The 21178-nt window shown below is 49.2% G+C and carries 19 protein-coding genes; 5 read left to right on the top strand and 14 right to left on the bottom strand.

The annotated features are described in order from the left end of the window. Positions 1-12: 12 nt before the first annotated feature. From speB to N774_RS0113525, 12 genes are all read right to left on the bottom strand, one after another. Positions 13-864: an agmatinase gene (gene speB, locus N774_RS0113585; RefSeq protein WP_024861763.1), complete on the bottom strand. Its 852-nt coding sequence runs from the start codon at positions 862-864 to the stop codon at positions 13-15. Further along, positions 854-1705, bottom strand: coding sequence for a polyamine aminopropyltransferase (gene speE, locus N774_RS0113580; protein WP_024862200.1), 852 nt, complete (start codon positions 1703-1705; stop codon positions 854-856). The genes speB and speE overlap by 11 nt, the downstream gene beginning before the upstream one ends. 178 nt (positions 1706-1883) lie before the next feature. Continuing rightward, entirely contained in the window at positions 1884-2378 is a 495-nt protein-coding gene (locus tag N774_RS0113575; protein ID WP_024861762.1) for a hypothetical protein, read from the bottom strand. A gap of 76 nt (positions 2379-2454) precedes the next feature. After that, on the bottom strand, positions 2455-3906 hold the full coding sequence (locus N774_RS0113570) for an aminotransferase class I/II-fold pyridoxal phosphate-dependent enzyme (RefSeq protein WP_024861761.1): 1452 nt from the start codon (positions 3904-3906) through the stop codon (positions 2455-2457). Next, positions 3899-4669 carry an adenosylmethionine decarboxylase gene (gene speD, locus N774_RS0113565; protein WP_024861760.1) on the bottom strand — a complete coding sequence of 257 codons (771 nt, stop codon included), beginning with the start codon at positions 4667-4669 and terminating at the stop codon, positions 3899-3901. The genes N774_RS0113570 and speD overlap by 8 nt, the downstream gene beginning before the upstream one ends. A 627-nt stretch (positions 4670-5296) precedes the next feature. Then, positions 5297-7204 carry a diguanylate cyclase gene (locus N774_RS0113560; RefSeq protein ID WP_024861759.1) on the bottom strand — a complete coding sequence of 636 codons (1908 nt, stop codon included), beginning with the start codon at positions 7202-7204 and terminating at the stop codon, positions 5297-5299. Between the two features lie 113 nt (positions 7205-7317). Then, positions 7318-8061 (bottom strand): DNA repair protein RecO, encoded by a 744-nt coding sequence (recO, locus tag N774_RS0113555; protein ID WP_024861758.1) that lies wholly within the window; start codon positions 8059-8061, stop codon positions 7318-7320. A 237-nt stretch (positions 8062-8298) separates the two neighbouring features. After that, positions 8299-9192 (bottom strand): GTPase Era, encoded by an 894-nt coding sequence (gene era / locus N774_RS0113545; protein ID WP_024861757.1) that lies wholly within the window; start codon positions 9190-9192, stop codon positions 8299-8301. After that, positions 9192-9704, bottom strand: coding sequence for an rRNA maturation RNase YbeY (gene ybeY, locus N774_RS0113540; protein ID WP_024861756.1), 513 nt, complete (start codon positions 9702-9704; stop codon positions 9192-9194). Before ybeY ends, era begins: the two co-directional genes overlap by 1 nt. Before the next feature lies 1 nt (position 9705). Further along, on the bottom strand, positions 9706-10665 hold the full coding sequence (locus N774_RS0113535) for a PhoH family protein (protein ID WP_024861755.1): 960 nt from the start codon (positions 10663-10665) through the stop codon (positions 9706-9708). Positions 10666-10670: 5 nt separating this feature from the next. Further along, the gene (locus N774_RS0113530) at positions 10671-11183 is read right to left on the bottom strand and encodes a CYTH domain-containing protein (RefSeq protein WP_024861754.1); all 513 of its coding nucleotides are present in this window, start codon (positions 11181-11183) and stop codon (positions 10671-10673) included. A 150-nt stretch (positions 11184-11333) separates the two neighbouring features. After that, the gene (locus N774_RS0113525; protein ID WP_024861753.1) at positions 11334-12080 is read right to left on the bottom strand and encodes a hypothetical protein; all 747 of its coding nucleotides are present in this window, start codon (positions 12078-12080) and stop codon (positions 11334-11336) included. A 267-nt stretch (positions 12081-12347) separates the two neighbouring features. Here N774_RS0113525 and gap point away from each other — a divergent pair, with 267 nt between their 5' ends. Both gap and N774_RS0113510 read left to right on the top strand, forming a co-directional pair. Continuing rightward, entirely contained in the window at positions 12348-13385 is a 1038-nt protein-coding gene (gap, locus tag N774_RS0113515) for a type I glyceraldehyde-3-phosphate dehydrogenase (RefSeq protein ID WP_024861751.1), read from the top strand. Between the two features lie 586 nt (positions 13386-13971). Next, positions 13972-15006, top strand: a complete 1035-nt coding sequence (locus N774_RS0113510; protein ID WP_024861750.1) for a hypothetical protein — start codon at positions 13972-13974, stop codon at positions 15004-15006. A 57-nt stretch (positions 15007-15063) separates the two neighbouring features. Here N774_RS0113510 and N774_RS0113505 read toward each other — a convergent pair whose 3' ends face one another. Next, entirely contained in the window at positions 15064-15579 is a 516-nt protein-coding gene (locus N774_RS0113505; RefSeq protein WP_024861749.1) for a hypothetical protein, read from the bottom strand. Positions 15580-15835: 256 nt separating this feature from the next. Here N774_RS0113505 and N774_RS0113500 point away from each other — a divergent pair, with 256 nt between their 5' ends. The 3 genes from N774_RS0113500 to N774_RS0113490 are packed head-to-tail and all read left to right on the top strand — an operon-like array spanning position 15836 to position 18530. Further along, the gene (locus N774_RS0113500; RefSeq protein ID WP_024861748.1) at positions 15836-16609 is read left to right on the top strand and encodes a GH25 family lysozyme; all 774 of its coding nucleotides are present in this window, start codon (positions 15836-15838) and stop codon (positions 16607-16609) included. Then, positions 16606-17580 carry a type I phosphomannose isomerase catalytic subunit gene (locus tag N774_RS0113495; protein WP_024861747.1) on the top strand — a complete coding sequence of 325 codons (975 nt, stop codon included), beginning with the start codon at positions 16606-16608 and terminating at the stop codon, positions 17578-17580. The genes N774_RS0113500 and N774_RS0113495 overlap by 4 nt, the downstream gene beginning before the upstream one ends. Beyond that, positions 17577-18530, top strand: coding sequence for an ROK family protein (locus N774_RS0113490; protein ID WP_024861746.1), 954 nt, complete (start codon positions 17577-17579; stop codon positions 18528-18530). The genes N774_RS0113495 and N774_RS0113490 overlap by 4 nt, the downstream gene beginning before the upstream one ends. A gap of 363 nt (positions 18531-18893) precedes the next feature. Here the strand turns inward: N774_RS0113490 and N774_RS0113485 are convergent, their stop codons facing one another. Beyond that, the gene (locus N774_RS0113485; protein WP_242836632.1) at positions 18894-21068 is read right to left on the bottom strand and encodes a substrate-binding domain-containing protein; all 2175 of its coding nucleotides are present in this window, start codon (positions 21066-21068) and stop codon (positions 18894-18896) included. Between the last annotated feature and the right edge of the window lie 110 nt (positions 21069-21178).

The raw sequence follows: 21178 nt of genomic DNA, 5'->3' as shown, positions 1-21178 counted from the left end.
ATCGAATTTGCATTACGAAAGAGCAAGAAGCATCTCTCTGATTATCTTGCAGGCAACTGCTGTAGATACTCCGCTCTGGTCGTAAACGGGGCTCAGCTCGTTGACGTCGCAGCCTACTATATTGAGCCTGCTGCAAACCAGTGTCACAGCCTTTCTCAGTTCATCGAATGTGACTCCGCCAGCCTCGGGAGTGCCCGTGCCGGGGAATATTGAGGGGTCGAGAACGTCAAGGTCAAGGGTGAAATAGACGTTTCTGCCCCTGAGCTTTTCAACCACATCTTCAAGACCGTCAAAGCTGAATTTATGCATTTCCGTGTGCTCGTCTGCGAAGTAAAACTCCTCGCGGTCTCCGCTGCGGATACCAAACTGGAAGATATGACCGTCTCCCACAAGCTCATGGCAGCGCCTTAATACGCAGGCGTGGGACAGCTTCTGTCCGAGATAGTCGTCGCGGAGGTCTGCGTGAGCGTCAAAGTGAACGATACAAAGGTCGTCGTACTTAGCGTTCACAGCCTTGACCGTTCCGAGGGTGACAAGGTGCTCGCCGCCTATCATAAAGGGCAGCTTGCCATCGGCAAGTATCATATCCGCACGGGAAATGATATCAGCTATGGCGCTTTCGGTGCTTCCGAACGGGAGCTCCAAGTCTCCGCTGTCAAAATAGCTGTAGTCTGTCATGTCCTTGTTCTGGTAAGGACTGTATGTCTCGATACCGAAGCTCTCATTGCGGATAGCCGAGGGAGCAAATCTTGTTCCCGGGCGAAAGCTTGTGGTACCGTCGAAGCCTGCGCCGAAAAGGACTATCTTTGCGTCCTCATATTCGCTGTCGCAGGCGATGAATGTCTGTATATTCTTATTCAACATCTCTGAGAAGCTCCTCTACATAGCATGGGAGGGCGAAAGCTCCCGTATGAAGTCTTGGGTTGTAGTAGCGGGTCTTTATACCAAGCATGCTCCATTTTGTGCCGTTATAGTCATTGGTGGGGTGGTACTTCTTGGAAGCAAAGCCGAAGAGCCAGTGTCCCGAAGGATAGGTGGGGATATGAGCCTGATAGACCTTGCTTATGGGGAAGCTCTCTACTATACGCTTGTGGGAGCGCTGCATGGCTGCGGCGTCCTCGTCATAGAACGGGCTCTCATGCTGATTGACCATGATGCCGTCGTCACGGAGCGCCTTGAAGCAGCTTCCGTAGAACTCCTTGGTAAAGAGTCCCTCACCCGGACCGAATGGGTCGGTGGAATCGACGATGATAACGTCATACTGATCTGTGCAGCGGCGAATGAACTTTACGCCGTCCTCGTAGTATACATGGACTCTCGGGTCGTCAAAGCGGCAGGCAGTAGTGGGAAGATACTTCTTGCATACCTCAACTACCAGCTCGTCTATCTCAACGAGGTCAATGCTCTCAACAGAGGCGTAGCGTGTGAGCTCGCGGACAACGCCGCCGTCGCCTGCGCCGATAACAAGTATATTTTTAGGGTTCGGGTGGACTGCCATAGGCACATGAGTTATCATCTCATGGTATATGAACTCGTCCTTCTCTGTCAGCATCATATAGCCGTCAAGAGTAAGGAAGCGCCCGAACTCCTTTGAGTCGAAAACGTCGATACGCTGGAACTCGCTGTTGCCGCTGTAGAGCTGATGATCGACTTTTATTGAAAATTTAACGTTGGGAGTGTGTCTCTCCGTGAACCATAATTCCATACTATACCTCCGTTCAAATTGTGAAGCTTTTAGCCTTTAGCCCTTAGTCATTAGGGAGCGGCTTCGCCGCTTGCAGGGGCGAACATTGTTCGCCAGCACGCTTAATATACGGGCGCACACTGTGCGCCCCTACAATAAGCTAACGGCTCAGATCATATTTTGCTGCGCAAAATTATGATCAGTCAACAGGCGGCTTTCCTGCGGGTGGGTTCACGCCTGCAAGCTTCATTGAAAGCTTGAGATAAATAGGTGTAACAATAAGTATGATGACATATGCAACGATAAGGCTGATGATGAGAGACTTCACGAACATCAAACCGAAAGGCGGCAGCTGTGCGTGACCGTTGCTCATCTTCATTGCCATTTTGCGGGCAAGAATTATCATTGCAAGTGTAATAACAGGTGTGTAGATAAGGTCAGATACAAGTGCAGATACAAGCTTGGCAGGGAGACTGTGTTCCTTGAGCTTCAGAGCACTGACAGCTCCGCCCTCAAGCTTCCTCATGGGAACTATGATTCCGATAAGGATACTGATAACGGTGCTTACTGCAAAGCTGATGAGAAAGGGCATAAGCTGAAAGCCCTCACCCGATGTGAGATTGCCTGTAAGCGACAGGCAGAAGCTCATGGTAACTCCCATAAGTAAGCTCATAATGATTCCGACTTTTTTCATATTCTTTTTCCTTCCTTAAAACACAATAATCTATATAAAACGTCCGCCGCCGAAGCAGCTCTGCGTTTCATATCATTTACATGTCGAGGACGTTGAGTCTCTCGATATTTATATCCTCGGTGCCTGTCATCTGACAGCCCTTTTCCTTGGCGTACCTGATGTACTCGATTATCTCGGGAGTGATAAGCTCTCCCGGAGCAAGTATCGGTATACCGGGAGGATAGCACATAACGAACTCGCTGCAAACATGTCCTGCCGACTCTTCAAGAGGCAGGGAGCGCTTTGCCGCATAGAACGCCTTTCGGGGAGTTTCCGCAATAACGGGACTGATATACTCCTGAGTGAGCATGTGGGCGCTGCTTTTTCCGAAGCGGCGCTTTATCTCCGCAAGAGCACTGATAAGGCGCTCGATATCCCGCTTTCTGTCGCCTACGGAGATGTAGGCAAGGACGTTTCCGATATCACCGAATTCTATCTGTATGTCGTACTCGTCGCGGAGAAGGTCATAGACCTCGATGCCTGCAAGTCCGATAGGCAGAGTGTAGATGCTCAGCTTTGAAACGTCAAAGTCAAAGATACTGTCGCCGTTTATGAGCTCCTTTGAATAGGCGTAATAGCCGCCTATCTCGTTTATCTCGGAGCGTGCGTACTCAGCCATTTCAACTGTCTGTGCAAATATCTCCCTGCCGCCGAGAGCAAGTCTCTTTCGGGAGATATCCAGACTTGAAAGCAGCAGATACGAAGCGCTGGTGGTCTGGGTGAGATTTATTACCTGACGCATATAGTCGGCGTTAACGTTCTTTCCGAGAAGCAGGAAAGAGCTCTGTGTGAGGCTTCCTCCCGACTTGTGCATACTTACGGAGGCGCAGTCCGCACCTGCCGCCATAGCGGTCACGGGGAAGCTGTCACCGAAGTAGAAGTGAGTGCCGTGAGCCTCGTCAACGAGCACCAGCATACCGTGAGCATGAGCAAGCTCCGTTATCCTTTTCAGGTCTGAGCATATGCCGTAGTATGTGGGATTATTTACCATTATAGCCTTGGCGTCGGGATTCTCGCGGATAGCCTGCTCCACCTGTGAAACAGACATACCCAGTGCAATACCCAGCTGGTGATTGACATCGGGATTTACATAAACGGGAACTGCTCCCGTAAGGATAATTGCGTTGATAGCACTTCTGTGTACATTTCGGGGCATGATTATCTTGTCGCCCTCCTTGCAGGCGTACATTATCATGCTCTGCACCGCAGAGGTAGTTCCGCCCACCATGAAGAAGGCGTTTGCCGCGCCGAAGGCTTCTGCCGCCAGCATTTCCGCGTCCTTTATAACGGATACGGGGTGGCAGAGATTGTCCAGGGGCTTCATGGAGTTGACGTCCACGTTCATGCAGTCCTCGCCGAGAAACTCGGTGAGCTCCATATTTCCTCTTCCGCGCTTGTGTCCGGGGACATCAAAGGGCACTACTCTCATGCGTCGGAATTTTCTCAGCGCCTCGTATATGGGCGCATTTGTCTGGGAAAGCTCAGCCATTTCCGAACACGTTCCTTCCGCTGAAAATTTCTATCATCTCCCGCTGGAGCGCGTCTGTTATCTCAAGTCTGCGCCTTGGCGGAAGCTCGTTCACATCTGTATTGAACAGGTAATTCTGAAGGTCAAGCTCCTTTATGAGCATTTTTGTGTGGAACATATTCGCCTGATAGACGTTTATATCCACAGCGTCGTATTTATCAAGTATCTTGGAGTCGATATAGTTCTGGATAGAGGTGATATTGTGGTCGATGAAAAGCTTTTCGCCGTCAAGATTGCGGGTAAAGCCTCTTACTCTGTAGTCCATGGTGATGATATCCGAATCGAAGCTTCCTATGAGGTAATCAAGAGCTGTCAGCGGAGTTATCTTGCCGCAGGTAGCAACGTCGATATCCACGCGGAATGTGGCTATAGAGGTATCGGGGTGGAATTCGGGATAGGTATGGACTGTAACGTGGCTCTTGTCAAGGTGAGCAATAGTCTCGCTGCCGCCTGCGGGTATCATCGTATCGTCGGCGATAAGGAAGGTAGCGGAAGCGCCCTGAGGATCGTAGTCCTGACGGGAAACACTGAGCACCTGTGCTCCTATCATCTCGGTAAGATGAGTCATGATATCCGTTATACGCTCGGAGTTGTACTGCTCGTCAACATAGGCGATATACTCCTGCTGTGAGCGTGCAGTCTTGGCATAACAGACGTCATATATATTAAAGCTCAAGGACTTCGTCAGATTATTGAATCCGTAAAGTTTCAGTTTATTCTCCATAATACCACACCTTCAAACAAAAAATGCACACAAAAGACCTTATCAGCCATTGTGTGCATGAAATATTATGCGGTAAACGCAGAAACTTCATTAACGGTTTCAGAGTCTATACAAGCAAGTACTACCTTTTACTACTCTTATTGACCTTTCACAAGCTGATGAGAACTTATAAAAACTTTATCGACGCGCAGTCGAATCAATAAGGCAACAGAAAGTTGCCAGCCGATATTTCGGCATTCGGCATTTGACCCGGCTGTCCGTATGGCCTCGACTCCGAAAGGAGTGGTCAATAGTCTTGCGCTGAAACCGAAGCTTCTTTTGCAATTCAGTTTATTTTATCATATTTCAGCGTTTTTGTCAATAGCAATACGCCATTTTAAGTGAATTGAAAATTGAGAATTGAGAATTGAAAATGAATGTGTCCGCTTCGCGGACATATTTAAAAATTGCAGCATAAGCGATACAATAATTCTCCATTCTCAATTCTACATTCTCAATTCAAAAAATGAAGCTGCCATATTCAGTCAGCCTCCCTTAACAGAAAAAGTGGGTCACCGAGCCTGAAAGTACGGACTCGATATTTTATGCCACGATTTCGCCAGAGGGGGCTCCCCTCATACAGCAGCCTCAGTCCTCGCGGAACTTTTTGCGCTTCACTTTGTTTTCGTACATCAGGGTATCGGCTATTTTTAGATACTTGTCAAGGGGCTCGTTCTCATCGGGCACCTCGCAGAAGCAGCCGAGGCTGACTCCCACATTGTAGCCTTTTTTCGCTGATGCATTGTATCTTGTCAGGTAGTCGTAGATGTACCTGTAGTGCTTTTCTATCTTTTCGGGAGTATAGTCTCCGCAGCCGATAATGGCAAACTCGTCGCCGCCTGTACGTGCGCAGACCTCATTCATCTCACAGGACATATTCAGAGCATTCGCCACAGCTGTAATGGCGTTGTCGCCCTCGATATGACCGTAGTTATCGTTTATCATCTTCAGCCTGTCAAGGTCGGCAATGATGATGAAGAGCTGCTTTTTCTCCTGACACGCCTTGCGGAAGATACCCTCCGCCATACGGTTGAAGCCGTGGCGGTTGTAGATACCTGTAAGGGTATCACGTATAGAGCTCATAAACGTGCGCTGATTCATGCTGAGCAGCTTTGTGCGCACACGGAGGAACTCCAGAGCAACGCTGATATTCTTGTTCCACTGAGCGAAAACATTGCTTGCCGCACAGCGTATATCTCTGAATTTGAATATGGAATAGCCGAAGCATCTGTCCATAAAGTGAACGGGCAGCAGGAAGAACATGGACGGTTCTTCGCAGTACTCGCTGATAAAATGGGGCAGGATATCGTTTGAACGGAAGCTTCTGCTGCCGAAATCGGTCTTTTTCGTGGTATATACCATTCTCGCTTCCATTATGGAAGCATAGCCCTCGCGGACATAATCCTCCTCATCGCCCTCGATGTTGTCCCAGTTTTTGTTGAGACAGAGCATATATGTATCAAGTCCGTTGACAGCGTAAACAAAGCCGTTTACCTTGTGGAGAAGTCCGTCAAGATTATCCTCTTCCATAAGGCTTTCCAGCATGCCGCTCTTGTTGTAGTAGCTCTCGTATCTCTCCACACGGTTGTGGTACTCCTCACGGGTATCAACGCTGTGCTTTGTAGCGCTTCCGCAGCCGCAGGAGCGTGCAAACAGGAGCTTGCCGTGTTCAAGAGTTTCCACAGGCTCTTCGCTTATGCCGCTTATCTTCTCATGGAGTATACAGATAGCCCTTGCGCCCATTCTTTCATTTTCGGGCAGCACTGTGGATATGGACGGGATATTCATAACGGCGTCGTTAGTGCCGTCATAGCCTGATATCCTTATATCCTCGGGGATATTGAAGCCGCCCTTGACAAGAGCGTTGGCAAGATATCTTGCCATGGTGTCGTTGGCGCAGACAACAGCGTCGGGGACTTCTCTCCTGCCGTCTATAAAATCCTTTGCAAGCCTCTGTGAGACTATCTTCCAGAAGTCGCCGTAGACTATATCGCCGTCACGTATTTCCAGACCGTGCTTCTCCATGGACTGCCTGTAGCCCTTCAGTCTCGTTTCCGCAGGTCTGCTTCCCTCTGGACCTGTAAGGCACATGATACGGCTGCAGCCGTGTACGTCGATGAAGTGGTCTGTCATCTGCTCGAAAAGCTGTATATCATCGGCGTAAATGCTTTCGCAGAAATCAAATTCATAGTCGAGAGCCACAACGGGTATCCCCCACTTTGAAAAGACCTTCACGAACTTGTCTATGAGGTTCTGGCTGGCGAGATTTCCCGCCATGAGCACAACGCCGTCTATAATGTTCTTTTTTACGAGGGTGAAGATATTCTCCTCGCCCTGCTGTATGAGGTTGCCGCTGTCCAGATTGAAAGCCATGAGGAAGGTTATAACATCATAGCCCAGCACCTTGCACTGCTCGGAAATGCCTACAAATATACGGTTCATGTAGTCATTGAACACATCAGCAGCTATTACAGCTATAGTTTTTCTCTTCTTCACAGTGCACACCTCCCCATCAGAGCATACTTTAACATTATAATTATACAGCAAAAGTCAGAATTTTGCAACAGTTTTTTCTATATTTCCACTAAATATCATATTGTGATGCTTTTTCAGAGAAGTGATTTGTAAAAATCCAGCGTCCCGAAGCTCCTTTCAAGATGTGTCAGCGCATAGGACTCCGCCAGTGCTGACAGTCTCTGCTGAGCGCTCTCGGACACGCGGAAGCTGAAAAGCCTGCCCATATCCGCAAGGACAATATGGCGCACCGCACTGAGCACAGGCAGCTTTATCTTCATAAAGTCATCGGTGCTCTCGCTGTCAAAACAGTCGGCGCAGAAAAAGCCTCCGTCACGGATACAAAAAAAGAGCTCCTCGGGCTCAAAAACGCCGCAGCCTCTGCAAGCCACGATATCGGGCATATAGCCTGTCTCGGACATGAGCCGCAGCTCGAACACCGCTTTCAGGAAGCTCTCGTCCCTTTCGCCGTTTTCAAGGTAATGGAGACAGTTCAGCATGAGCCGCAGGATATCCCCGTTCTGAGTCTCGGGTCTTATGCAGAAGCGGAGCACCTCCGCAAAATAAGAGGCAAGGGATATCTTTGTCAGCGAATCGCGCAGCCCGTAAAAAATATGTATCGGTTCCGCACTGTTGAGGTACAGATAGCTGCCCCTCTTGTCTATGCAGAACCGAGAGTATGCCAGAAGCTGAGTGGAGCTCCCCGATTTTCCGTTTATTTTCCTTGCGCCTTTTACGGAAACCTCAAGAACGCCGCTCTCTTTGGTCAGTATATCGATGAATTTGTCCTGTTCACCAACAGAACGCTCTTTAAGGACGATGCCTTCAACAGTTGTCATTATCTTTTTCCCTGTTAGCCGAATAGCGCAGATAGTCCTCTATGCTGCCGCTTTCGGTGAATTTATCCCATAGTATATCTTCGTTCAAAACAGACCCTCCGCAAAAAAATGAGAATGGAGAATGAATGTATCGCTGACGCGATATTTTTTTCTGTCCGCAAAGCGGACTCTTTAATTCTCAATTCTCAATTCATCATATACTATTTTTGTCAGAAGGTCTGTGATTATTTGCGGTAATTATTTCTCGGACAGTCCGAAGCTCCTGATGAGGTTCTCCCTGTTGCGCCAATCCTCCTTGACCTTTACCCAGCATTTGAGGTTGACCTTTATCTGGAAGAAGTCCTCCAGCTCCATTCTTGCGGCGGTGGAAGCCTTTTTCAGCATAGCTCCTCCCTTGCCGATGATTATGCCCTTGTGGGACTCCTTTTCGCAGTAGATAACGGCGGATATGTCAAGGATATCCTTGTCGTCGCGCTCGCTCATCTGCTCTACGCCAACAGCTATACCATGTGGTACTTCATCGCTGAGGAGCATAAGGAGCTTCTCGCGTATCATCTCTGCCGCCAGTACCTTTTCGGGCTGGTCGGTTATCATATCCTCGGGGAAGAAGTGAACGGACTCCTCCGCCAGAGCGATTATCTCGTCAATAACTATATCAACGCCGCTGTTTTCGGTGACGCTGACAGGAACTACCGCCTGAAACTTCACCTTCGATGTGAGCTCCGCGATAACGGGAGCAAGCTCGTCCTTGCTCTTCAGCAGGTCTATCTTGTTAAGCACAAGGATAACGGGCATTTTCGAGCTGTTCATGGACTTCAGCAGGTTCAGCTCCTGCTCGTTTATCTTCTTGGTACAGTCCATGACAAAAACTACCGCGTCGATGTCGCTTACGGACTCCTTAACGGTATTGAGCATATGCTCGCTGAGCTTGTTCACGGGCTTGTGAAGTCCCGGAGTATCGAAGAACACCAGCTGGACGTCGTCTATATTGCGGATACCCGTGATACGGGTACGTGTAGTCTGGGGCTTATTGCTGACGGAGGCTATCTTCTCGCCCACGATAGCGTTGAGGAGAGAGGATTTTCCCGCATTTGTACGTCCTGCAATGGTAACGAAAGCGGTCCTCGGCATCAGTTGTTTTCTCCGTTCACGATGAAAGTAGCGTCTCTGGAGATACCAAGCTTTTCAAGGACAGACTCTTCCTTTTCGCGCATGATACGCTGGTCGAGCTGGCTCTTTTCGTGGTCGTAGCCAAGCAGGTGGAGCATTGAATGTACAGTAAGGAAGCCCACCTCTCTCTCCAGTGAATGACCGAAGTTCTGAGCCTGCTTTACGGCAGTCTCCAGTGAGATAACAACGTCACCCAGCTGAACAGCGCCTGTCTCGGGATTGATCTCGGTAGTGCCGTCCTCGCTTGTGAGCGGGAATGAGAGAACGTCTGTAACTGCGTCCTTGTTTCTGTATATCTTATTGAGATTCTTTATCTCGCTGTTGCTTACGAATGAAACGCTTACCTCAGCGTCCTTTCCGAATCCCTCTGTAGTAAGTACTGCCTGACAGCATCTTCTGATAAGAAGTCTGATACCTACAGGGACCTTCACCTCTGTCTGATTGTTCTTAACATAAACCTTTAATTTAGCCATTTTAATTCTTTCTCCCTTCATTGTATTTTTCATAAGCCTTGATAATGTCCTGTACCAGTCTGTGTCGTACAACGTCTTTCTCGGTAAAGCGGTGTATCTCGATATCATCTATGCCTCTGAGGACTTTAATGGCTTCAACAAGTCCCGATTTTTTGGTATCGGGCAGGTCGATCTGCGTGATATCGCCTGTGATGACCATTCTGCTCTCATTTCCCAGACGGGTGAGGAACATCTTGATCTGCTCGGAGGTGGTATTCTGAGCCTCATCGAGGATAATGAACGCCTCGTCGAGGGTGCGTCCGCGCATATAAGCCAGCGGAGCTACCTCGATTATCCCCTTTTCCATGTACCGTGCGAAGCTCTCGGCTCCGAACATATCGAAAAGCGCATCGTAGAGCGGACGAAGATAGGGATCCACCTTATCCTGAAGATCTCCGGGCAGGAAGCCCAGCTTCTCACCTGCTTCAACGGCAGGACGGGTAAGGATTATCTTCTTTATCTTGTGCTCGCGGAAGGCTTTTACAGCCATAGCCACTGCAAGATAGGTCTTGCCTGTGCCTGCAGGTCCTATTCCCAGTACTATGGTATTGTTTTTTATTGCGTCGGTATAGCGTTTCTGACCGACGGTGCGCGGACGGAGTATCTTTCCCGAAGCGGTGACGCATATGCCGTCGCCGCCGAGCTCTTTAAGCTCCTGCTCAACGCCGTCTGCCACCATGGAGGTGACATAGCGTACAGTCTGCTCATTGACAGAGTTGCCGTCCCCTGCCATTTTCATAAGAGCCCTCAGCGCCTTTTCAGCGCCCTCGGTATCGCCGTCGCCGATTATTTTAATGCCCCCGTCCCTGCTTACGACGGTGACATTGAAATCCTTCTGGATACTGCTGACATTGCCGTCGAGCTGACCGAATAAAGCGGAAAGCTGTTCGGGGCTGTCAGCGGGTACAAATTTTTCCGACATTGAATCTATTCTCCAATCTGCTGTTCGGGAAATGCTCCTGCTTTGGCAAGAGCCGCATTGGAGTAGCGATGGTCATCGGATACTTCCTTTATGACCCTGATCTTATCGGGGAAAGCTATAGTCTGATCGGGCGAAGCCAGCTCAAGCTCCATGATAGCCAGCTTATCCGAAAAGGGATACTTATCCATTTCAAAAAGCTGACCTCGGTAATCGAAGCAGTAGCGGACCTTTTCCACAGGCGGACAGTCGCTGCGGTGTTCATCAAGTAGCTGACGGTATTTCTCGCCGCTTATCTCAAACTCGTTTTCCTCTCTTGTGACAGGAGTAAGAAATATCTTCTCCGTGTAGGTATATTTCACACTGCCGTTCTCGTCCACAGACCTGACCCTACGCTGAGAGCCGTTGCTGCCGCTGACAAGATAGGTCTGAACAATGGCTATCCTGCGCTTTACATCCAGCAGTGAAACATCAGGGAATTCAACGAGGAATTTCCTCTCGATCTCATAATTCTTTCCCATAAAAGCACTCCAAAACGATGAATTTTTCGCTGAGATCTTTCAACATTTTTATTATACAACTTTTTTTGAATAATGTCAACAAAATTTTCAGCATATTCTGTCTAATATGCTAAGTTTTACAAGATTATCACATTTCTGCCACACAGGGCTTCACATATTGCTCAGCATAATGGCGAACGGATCGAAGAAGTCACTTTCCCTCTCCGCCGACGGAGCTTCCGTCAAAACGCTGATCTTGCCGTCGGGAAGCGGAATTTCAACTGTGAGCTCACTGTCGGAAAGCTTTGCGGAAGCACCTATCCGCTCAGCAAAACCCATACAGACTTCACGGTAATATGAATCAAAAACGTCGGGCTGTCCCGCACGGGCTTCGTCCACAAATGTCCTCAAAGCCCTCACTGAAATGTTTAAAGTTTTCAACTTTTCTCCGCAGGACACCTCAAAGGCGTTCTTTCCGCCCTCACCCCCTGCCGTCAGTCTCCTCACAAATCCCAGCAGCAAAAAGCGCAGGAGCTCCCTGTCGGTCCGTATATATGAAACAGAGGTCTCTACCACCCTGACGGTGCACCTGCCCCCCGAAGCCGCTTCACAGCCTGCGGCAAAATCTCTCAGGAAGGTGTCCGTCCTCACGGTGCTCATGTCCTCGTCGGTGAGCTTCTCAGCCGCCAGTGCCTTGCTGAGCTCGGCGCTCCGCATAAGCTCGCAGCACATCTGCATAATGCCGTCAATAAGCTGTTTATCGTGCTTTGAGCCCTTTTTGTCCGCAGACTCCCGCAGTATCTCGCAGGCTGCGGAGATACCCGTCACCGAGCGCCTTATGACGTTATCCGTGCAGTTTATATAATCCAGCGCAAAAGGATCACCGAAGAATTTCCCGAACCCTTTTTTCTCGTCCATGACCTCTCCTTTCTCTCTGCCGAGAGGCAAAGATATTATGTTATGTATATTCTTACATATATTATACAACATTTTCATCAAAAAAGGAATAGCAAACAGGCTTATTATATGCAGTAAAATGCTGACAAAATTTTTCGTTTCAACAGCTGCGTATTTATTCAATATGTACTTTTACAAAAAAATCTGTTATTTTTTTGTCGAACCTCTTGAAAAAATTTCCGAGTTGGAGTATAATTAAACCATACAAATTTTTAGGAGGTATATCCAATGTCAGTTAAAGTTGCTATTAACGGTTTCGGCCGTATCGGTCGTCTTGCATTCAGACAGATGTTTGATGCTCCAGGTTATGAGGTAGTTGCTATCAACGACCTTACAAAGCCTTCAATGCTCGCTCAGCTTCTCAAGTATGATACAGCTCAGGGCGGTTACTGCGGAAAGATCGGTGAGAATCTTCACACTGTTTCTGCAGACGATGAGAAGGGCACAATCACTGTAGACGGCAAGACACTTACAATCTATGCAAAGGCTAACGCTGCAGAGCTCCCTTGGGGCGAGATCGGCGTTGACGTAGTTCTCGAGTGCACAGGTTTCTACTGCTCAAAGGACAAGTCACAGGCTCATATCGATGCAGGTGCTAAGAAGGTTGTTATCTCTGCTCCTGCAGGCAACGATCTTCCTACAATCGTTTACAGCGTAAACGAGAAGACTCTCACAAAGGATGACAAGATCATCTCAGCTGCTTCATGCACAACAAACTGCCTCGCTCCTATGGCTAAGGCTCTTAACGATTATGCTCCTATCCAGAGCGGTATCATGAGCACAATCCACGCTTACACAGGCGATCAGATGATCCTTGACGGTCCTCACAGAAAGGGCGACTTCAGAAGAGCAAGAGCAGGTGCTGCAAACATCGTTCCTAACAGCACAGGTGCTGCTAAGGCAATTGGTCTTGTAATTCCTGAGCTCAACGGCAAGCTCATCGGTTCTGCACAGAGAGTTCCTGTTCCAACAGGTTCTACAACAATCCTTACAGCTGTTGTTAAGGGCAGCAACGTAACTAAGGAAGGCATCAACGCTGCTATGAAGGCTGCTGCTTCCGAGTCATTTGGTTACAACGAGGATCAGATCGTTTCTTCTGACGTTATCGGCATGAGATTCGGTTCACTCTTCGATGCTACACAGACAATGGTTGCTGAGATCGGTGACGGTCTCTACGAGGTACAGGTTGTATCTTGGTACGACAACGAGAATTCTTACACATCACAGATGGTAAGAACAATCAAGTACTTTGCAGAGCTCGGCTAATATCTGAAACTAATGCAATATCAAGGGCGTTCATAATGAACGCCCTTTTTGTTATGCTCTTATGATTGACATTACAGCGCCGAAACGTTATAATTATTATAAATCATAATTTACGTTTGTAGGGGCGGTGACTCCCTGTACTACAGGGAGATGTCAGCGTAGCTGACAGAGGGTCGCGGCTCCTGTTGGGAGATTATCCGCCCGAAATGTGGTGGACGGCGTCTCGACGTCCCGTTTGGTAGGGACGTTTTCCGAAAAACATTAAGGGACGCCCTCTCTTGCAGGGCCCCCTAATCGGGTCCGTCCCCTCTGTCGCGCTGCGACATCTCCCCACCCCGTGGGGAGTCACCCTCTCCCGAAAACAATTCACTGGATTGTTTTCGGGATTCACCCTTGCGGTGACTCCCTATAGTATAGGGAGATGCCCGAAGGGCAGAGGGTCGTCGCTCCTGTTAGGAGCGCCTTCGTAAAGTTTCGCTGTTCTTTAAAAGCTGGGAACAGCGACCAGAGGCGCTGCCTTTGGAATCCCGTTCATATCCTCAGGAAGTTATTACGTTAAATTTTGATTTATTAAAGGGGGCTAAAAATGCAGAATAAATGGAACAAGGCTGCCGCAGAGATGAAACGGCTCGCGGACAGCTACACGGCAGACAAGCTTCTGCCGCCTACAGAGATACATCAGGAAATACTCCTGCGCGCACTGAAGCTCCTCGGCGAAGTCTCTCCCGACGCAGAAGCACTCATACGTCCGAACTTGGAGATAATGCTCCCCTACACCGTAATAGCCGACGAAAAAGGCGACCGCGAAAACGGCGCAGGCAGGCATTACTACTGCGGCTGCTCCACAAGAGGCATTATGCAGAAGCCAGTCCGCGGCTATCTGAAAAACGGCAAGGACCTCTTCGCAAAGAGCGCCCGAACCATGTTCGAGGAGGACTACACCATGGCGCTGACAATGCACTGCGGCGGCTTCGTAAAAGAGGGCGCGGTGTATCTTGCCCGTGCCGTCCATATGCTGTCGGATATGTGCTGTCTCCCACACGCGGCGAAAATGACTTATTTTTCAAGCAAGCGCAGTATCCACATAAGCTATGAGGAGCTCGCACGTGCCATGTATCCCGAGTTTATCCCCCAGCAGCACATCAGATACGAGCAGCTCCGCCGCTTTGCCAAGCGAAGCAGCTTCTCATCGGCTCTCAATCTCAATGCTGCGGCTATTTGCAGGGAGATACCTGAGCTATTCACCGATCCCGAAGCAGAGATAACCCGCCGCATTTACGATACGGAAGCCGCAGTCGCAGCGCTGCTCTACCGCTTTTACCGCGACACAAGGGTGGACGCTCTCCACGGTCACTACGCCGCCGACGGTATGATATGCAGTCCCTTTGCGGACTTCCCGCCACTTGAAATAAAGATAACCGAGCAGGGTATCACCTTTGAGCTTGAGGGCACTCCCGTAAATACCCGTATAGGCAGCGTTTTCCGCGCCGCTCACCGCCGTGACGGACACTTCACTCTCACGCCTGTGGACTGTACAAGCGGACTTGTGCTGTCGAAAAAGAGCAGCAAGCTTGTGAGCTTCGACCCCCGCGACAGAGAGCAGATGTTTACTATACTATAAATAAAAGCAGCCCATAAGGCTGCTTTTTCATATTCACTATATCGACCATAGGGCGCTTCAAAGCTCGTCCATGCTGCCCGAGGAGGTCTTCTGCCTTTCCTCCATTTTCCGAGCATATGGGTCCTTTGTATCCCGCTGAGCCTTGTTCGTGTCGTACTCTTTCAGCTTAGGCTCAAACTGCGGAAAGCCGTCCTGCTGTTCGAGCCACCTGTATTTCTTTATATTCATAAAGTTTCTGGCAGCAAACCACCCGAATACGCCTATCTCCAAAATTCCCAAGAGCGAAATACCATCAGAAAAGAACAGAGCTGATATCTCCGCAAAGAGAAGCACTCCTGCTGCTATGGCAAGAGCTGAATCCTTCCTGTATACGCTGAGAAAGCCGACCACCGAAGCAGCCAGCCCAAGCACTGCGGTCAGGAGCGCTGCCTTGTTAAACGTTAGTACAAACGCCACCAGCATCCACAGCGACATAGCTACATTCGCCGCAAATACTATAAGTATCTCTGTGTCTTCTTTTTTTATCTTTTTCATCTGCGTTCTTTTCTGCTTATATTCCTCTTCAAAGTCCACGATATGAGCCTCCCATGTTATTTTGTTGAATAAATAATATCATTTTACCGCCCGTTTGTCAACACGCCGCCGTTTTTTTATTGTCTGCTTTTCCTCTTATTTCTTAGCTCTCAGCTCTTAGTTCTCGGTTCTGTTACTGAATTTCACGAAAACTCTTGACTATTTCCGCATTTTAGTTTATTATAATAGAGTATGACTTTTGGCTCGGCACTCCCTCTCGGAGTCATTTTGAGCCCCGAAAGGTGCTGCTGACTGTATGAATACCTTAAAACGAAAGATCCTGTGCTCTATAGTGGGAACTTCACTCCTTGCAGCTACAGCGCTGAGCAGTATGGTTGTCTCAAAAGCTGAAGTAAACAGGAATAAATATCCCGTTTTCGGAGTTGACGTCTCCAACTATCAGGGCGACATCAACTGGCAGGAGCTTGAAGCACAGAACGTTTCCTTCGCCTTTATAAAGGCTACCGAGGGCAGCGGTCACACCGACGAGTCCGTAAGGCGCAACCTTGACAGAGCCGCAGGCACGGGCATAAAGGTGTCGGCGTATCACTTTTTCAGCTTCGACAGCGCAGGCGAAACTCAGGCTGACAACTTCATTGCTGCCGTGAGCAGGGACGAGATAGATATGCCGCCTGTAGTGGACATCGAGTACTACGGCGACAAGCGAAAGAACAAGCCCTCACAGGCAGAGGCCGAAAGCATACTGAGACCGCTTCTCAGCCGACTTGAAGCCTATTACGGCGTCAAGCCCATAATATACACAACTCTCCCCGTCTATTTCCGATACGTAAAGGGCAGCTTCTCCGACTATCCCCTGTGGATAAGAAGCGTCACCTTCGAGCCCGACCTTATGGACTGGAAATTCTGGCAGTACAGCGACAAGGGTACTCTCACAGGCTACGACGGCGACGAGGAGCACATCGACCTGAATGTGTACAACGGCTCGGAAGAGGATTTTGAAAGAGAATTTTCAAAAAGCACCAAAAAAGCGGATAATACCGCTGTTTCTACAAGAAAGGCAGCAACGTGAGACCATTTTTTCTGAAAGCACCTATCAAGGATTATATATGGGGCGGTACAAAGCTCCGCACCCTTTTCGGCAAGGAAAGCGACTATGAACGCCTCGCCGAGAGCTGGGAGCTGAGCTGTCACCCCGACGGCGAGTGTACAATATGCGGCGGCGAGTTCGACGGCATGAAGCTCAGCGGCTTCATAAGTCAGCACCCCGAGGCTGTGGGTACAGGCTTTAAAAGCGGCGACAGATTCCCCGTGCTGGTAAAGCTCATCGACGCAGAAAAGGACCTGTCCGTGCAGGTACACCCCGACAACGATTACGCACGCAAACATGAAAACGACAGCGGCAAGACCGAGATGTGGTACGTTATCTCCGCAGAGCTTGGCTCGGAGCTTATCTACGGCTTCAGGGAAGAGCTCACCAAGGAGGAGTTCCGCAGAGCTGTCGAGGATAACTCCCTCATGGACAAGGTGAACCGCGTCCCCGTCCGTCAGGGCGACGTTTTCTTCATAAAGCCCGGAACGCTCCACGCTATCGGCAAGGGAATAATCATAGCCGAGATACAGCAGAGCTCCAATGTCACCTACCGTGTATATGACTACGGCAGGCTTGGTACTGACGGCAAGCCCCGTCAGCTCCACATTGAAAAGGCTCTGGACGTTACGGATACAAAGCCTGCTCCGCCGAAAAGTCCCGTATACGGTCTGGAGCTTGACGGCGTTGTGACTCAGCTTCTTGCGGACTGCGAGTACTTCAACGTCAACCGCCACAGAATAATCAAGGAACTGGAGCTGTTCGCAGACAAGAGCTCCTTTGCACACGTCCTGATGATAGGCGGAAGCGGCGGCGAGCTTACCGCCGATAATTACACTTTACCACTCACTATGGGCTCAAGCGTATTTGTTCCAGCAGGAACAGGCGCATTTGCTATAAAAGGAAATTGTGATATCATCGTCACAACTATAAATAAGGAGGATATACTATGAAATATTATGTAGGAATCGACCTCGGCGGCACTAACATCGTTGCAGGTGTCGTTGACGAGGAATACAACATCATCGCAAAGGCAAGCACAAAGACCAACTGTCCCCGTCCCGAAAAGGAGATCGCAGACGATATGGCAAGAATGGCTCTTGAGGCTGTAAAGAATGCAAACCTCACTATCGACCAGATCGAGTGGATAGGCGTAGGTACTCCCGGTATCGCAAACAGCGAGACAGGTATCATCGAGTACTCAAACAATCTGGGCTTCAAGAACACTCCCATGGTTAAGTACATACAGGAGACTATCGACAAGCCCGTATTCATCGAGAACGACGCTAACGCTGCTGCTTACGGCGAGTTCGTTGCAGGTGCTGCAAAGGGCGCAACAAACGCTGTATGCATCACTCTCGGTACAGGCGTCGGCGGCGGAATCATCATCGACGGCAAGATCTACTCAGGCTCCAACTTTGCAGGTGCTGAGATCGGCCACACAGTTATCGAGGTTGACGGTGCTCAGTGCTCATGCGGCAGAAAGGGCTGCTTCGAGGCTTATTCCTCAGCTACAGGTCTTATCCGCATGACAAAGGAAGCTATCGCAGAGCACCCTGACTGCATCATGGCTCAGTCCGAAAAGGAAAAGGGCAAGGTAACAGCTCGTACATCATTCGACTGCATGAGAGCAGGCGACAAGTACGCAAAGGCTGTAGTTGACAAGTACATCAAGTACCTTGCAGCAGGTATCACAAACACTATCAATATCTTCCAGCCCGATATCCTCTGTATCGGCGGCGGCGTATGCAACGAGGGCGATCCTCTTCTCCTCCCCATGAAGGAGCTTGTTGCAAAGGAAGTATATACACGCAACTCACCCAAGAACACTGAGATCGTTATTGCAAAGCTTGGCAACGACGCAGGCATCATCGGTGCTGCATTCCTCGGCAAGGCTAAGTAAGAGAACTAAGAGCTAAGAGCTAAGAACTAAGTAGGGGCGGATATTATCCGCCTGCTAAATACGAAGTAAGCAACATGAACCTATGTAGGGGGGCGATGCCCACATCGCCCCGAATAATTTGCGCTATTTAACTGGCTGATGTGGACATCAGCCCCTACACATATTAATGATACGAAACCCCAAAAGCCCGAAAGCATTAAGCTTTCGGGCTTTAGCGTTTTTATTTGACGGGCGGATAATATCCGCCCCTACAAGCTAAAGGCTAATGGCTCGGGACGTCGAGGACGCCGTCCCCTACAAAGTTTTCGTGATTTGCGGGGCGCACACTGTGCGCCCCTACTACTCTCTACTTTCTACTCTCTTTTATTTAGCCATGTTGCGGTACTGATTGGGTGTTACGCCTACCGTTGCAAGGAACTGGCGCAGGAAATACTTGCTGTCCACATAGCCGCACTGCTCCGCTATCTCAGCCATACTCAGGGGTGTCACCGTCAGGCAGTAGGTAGCCTTTGCCATTCGTGCGTTTATGCAGTCCTTATGTATGCTGACGCCGAAGCACTTCTTGTATACCTCGCGGAGATGTCCTGCACTGTATGGGTATAGCTTCTGGAGCTTCTCCGACTCAAAGCTGTCCTGTGGGTTGCTGTAGATATAGCTGCGTATGCTGAGCATATCGTCGTAGTGGGGACGCATACGCATCTCCATTTTCTCACGCTGGCGCTCCGCAAGTATATCTGAGCATATGCCCGTTATGCGTGTATAGGACTTCTCGGTGCATTTTACCGCCGCACATACAAACGAATCAAGTCCGTACTGATCAATGTACACGCCGTGCTGGAGCATTATGGAGTTGAGTCTGTTTTCAAGGAGCTCCTTATCGTTCTCGCCGCTGATTATGCAGGCGAAGGTATTATCGTTGACCCTGCCGCAGATATCGTTGCTGCCGCAGAACTGCTTCACAGCCTCGGCTGCGTCCATGATAGCGGGTATCTTGCCGCTGAGCTCATAGAAGCCCGCATTGGAGATACCGATACGCATCATCACAAGGCAGTGCTCCTGATTGTCAAAGTCTATGGTATGGTATGCCTTTCTCATGCCTGTCTCGTTGTACATTCCTGTGAGAGTGTCGCGCAGGTCTGAGAGGTTCTGGCACTGTGTAAGGTACTGGATATCGTTCTTCATTCGCAGGAACTCAAGTCCGTTCGACACCGATTTCAGCCAGTTTCTGTAGATATCGTCATAGGTATCGGGGTCATGGAATTTGAGTATCAGGTGACCAAAAAGGCGGTCATTGAAAAACAGCGGATTGAAGTAATACACCGCAGGCTCATAATTCTGAGCAAGAAGTGCAGAAAAATTGTACTTCTGCATATCAAAGGGAGTCTTGTCGTCCCAATCCACCATACACTGGCATGAGAGTATGTCGCTGAGCTCCGCGTCGGTGTCATACCAGTTCTTGTAGAGACACAGGTAAAAGCTCTGTATGCCGCGGACCTGCCAGTGGAACTGACCGCATATGTCCACGAACTCGTTGAGAGTACGGCACTCCGTCAGCTTCTGGTCGAGAGGATTGAAAAGGTTCCAGTTGTCGTATTCCCTTTTCTGTCTCGCGTTTTTCAGCTCTGTGGTGTATATTTTGCGGTCGATGCCGCAGGTACAGCTGCTGCCGCATATGAGCTCGCCCTGGGGCGGAGCAAAGAGGAATTCCCTCTTTTTTATGCGGCTGTAGACCATATTGGCAGCGTCCTCGCCTATGGTCTCGCGGTTGCGCTTATAAGTGGTCAGCAGCGGTGTATGCATAAAGCGGTCGCCTATGTACTCATAGCCCACCACCGTAACGTCCTCGGGTATCTTTATGCCCAGCTCGTCGAACTTGTCGATAAGTCCGTAAGCCATATAGTCGTTGGCACAGATGATAGCCTGAGGCAGCTTCAGCTCGCCGTTGTGATAGCGCTCGGCAAGCTCCTCACCCGAATTCATCCAGTAGTTTCCGAAGTGGACACGGCTCTCGTCGAACTCTATGCCGTGCTTTTCAAGGGACTTCCTGTAGCCGTTCACGCGGAGGCTGGAAGCCTTGATGAAGTCATAGCCCGTGAGGATATCTATTTCCGTAAAGCCGTGCTTATCCACAAGATGATCGGTAATATCTTCAAGATCGTTCTCGTCGCTGGTATTGATAAAGGTACAGTTGGGGAGATCAAGCTCCGGGATATAAGTACCAACCACCACGATAGGTATATTCTTGCGTGAGATAAGATCTGCAATGAGCTTTTTCAGGTCCTCATTTACAAAGGATTCCGAAAGCAGTATCAAACCGTCGATCTCGTCGGAAAGGATAAGGTCATATATCCTGTTTTCGCAGAAAAGCTCTTTTTCCTTGACGTTGGGATTATAATTGTTGGAAAAGACGATAGTGTCAACTCCGATACACTGATCGAATCTTGCTATTCCCTTGATGACCTGTCTTTGTTCGATACTGTTGGCTTCACCAGCCACAATACCGAAGATCATTCTTTTTTTTCTTACCAATGTTCCCACCCCGTTTGTTTTTGTCAGGGACGCACAAATATTACAGGTAGATTTTGTGCGGTATTTCCTTTACTTTCATAACAAAATAATGTATAATTTCAGATATGGAGCAACATTTA

The organism is Ruminococcus flavefaciens AE3010 (genome assembly GCF_000526795.1).
Lineage (GTDB): Bacteria > Bacillota > Clostridia > Oscillospirales > Ruminococcaceae > Ruminococcus > Ruminococcus flavefaciens_D.
The sequence above is the reverse complement of the archived record's forward strand: the minus strand, read 5'-3'. Positions and strand labels throughout refer to the sequence as shown.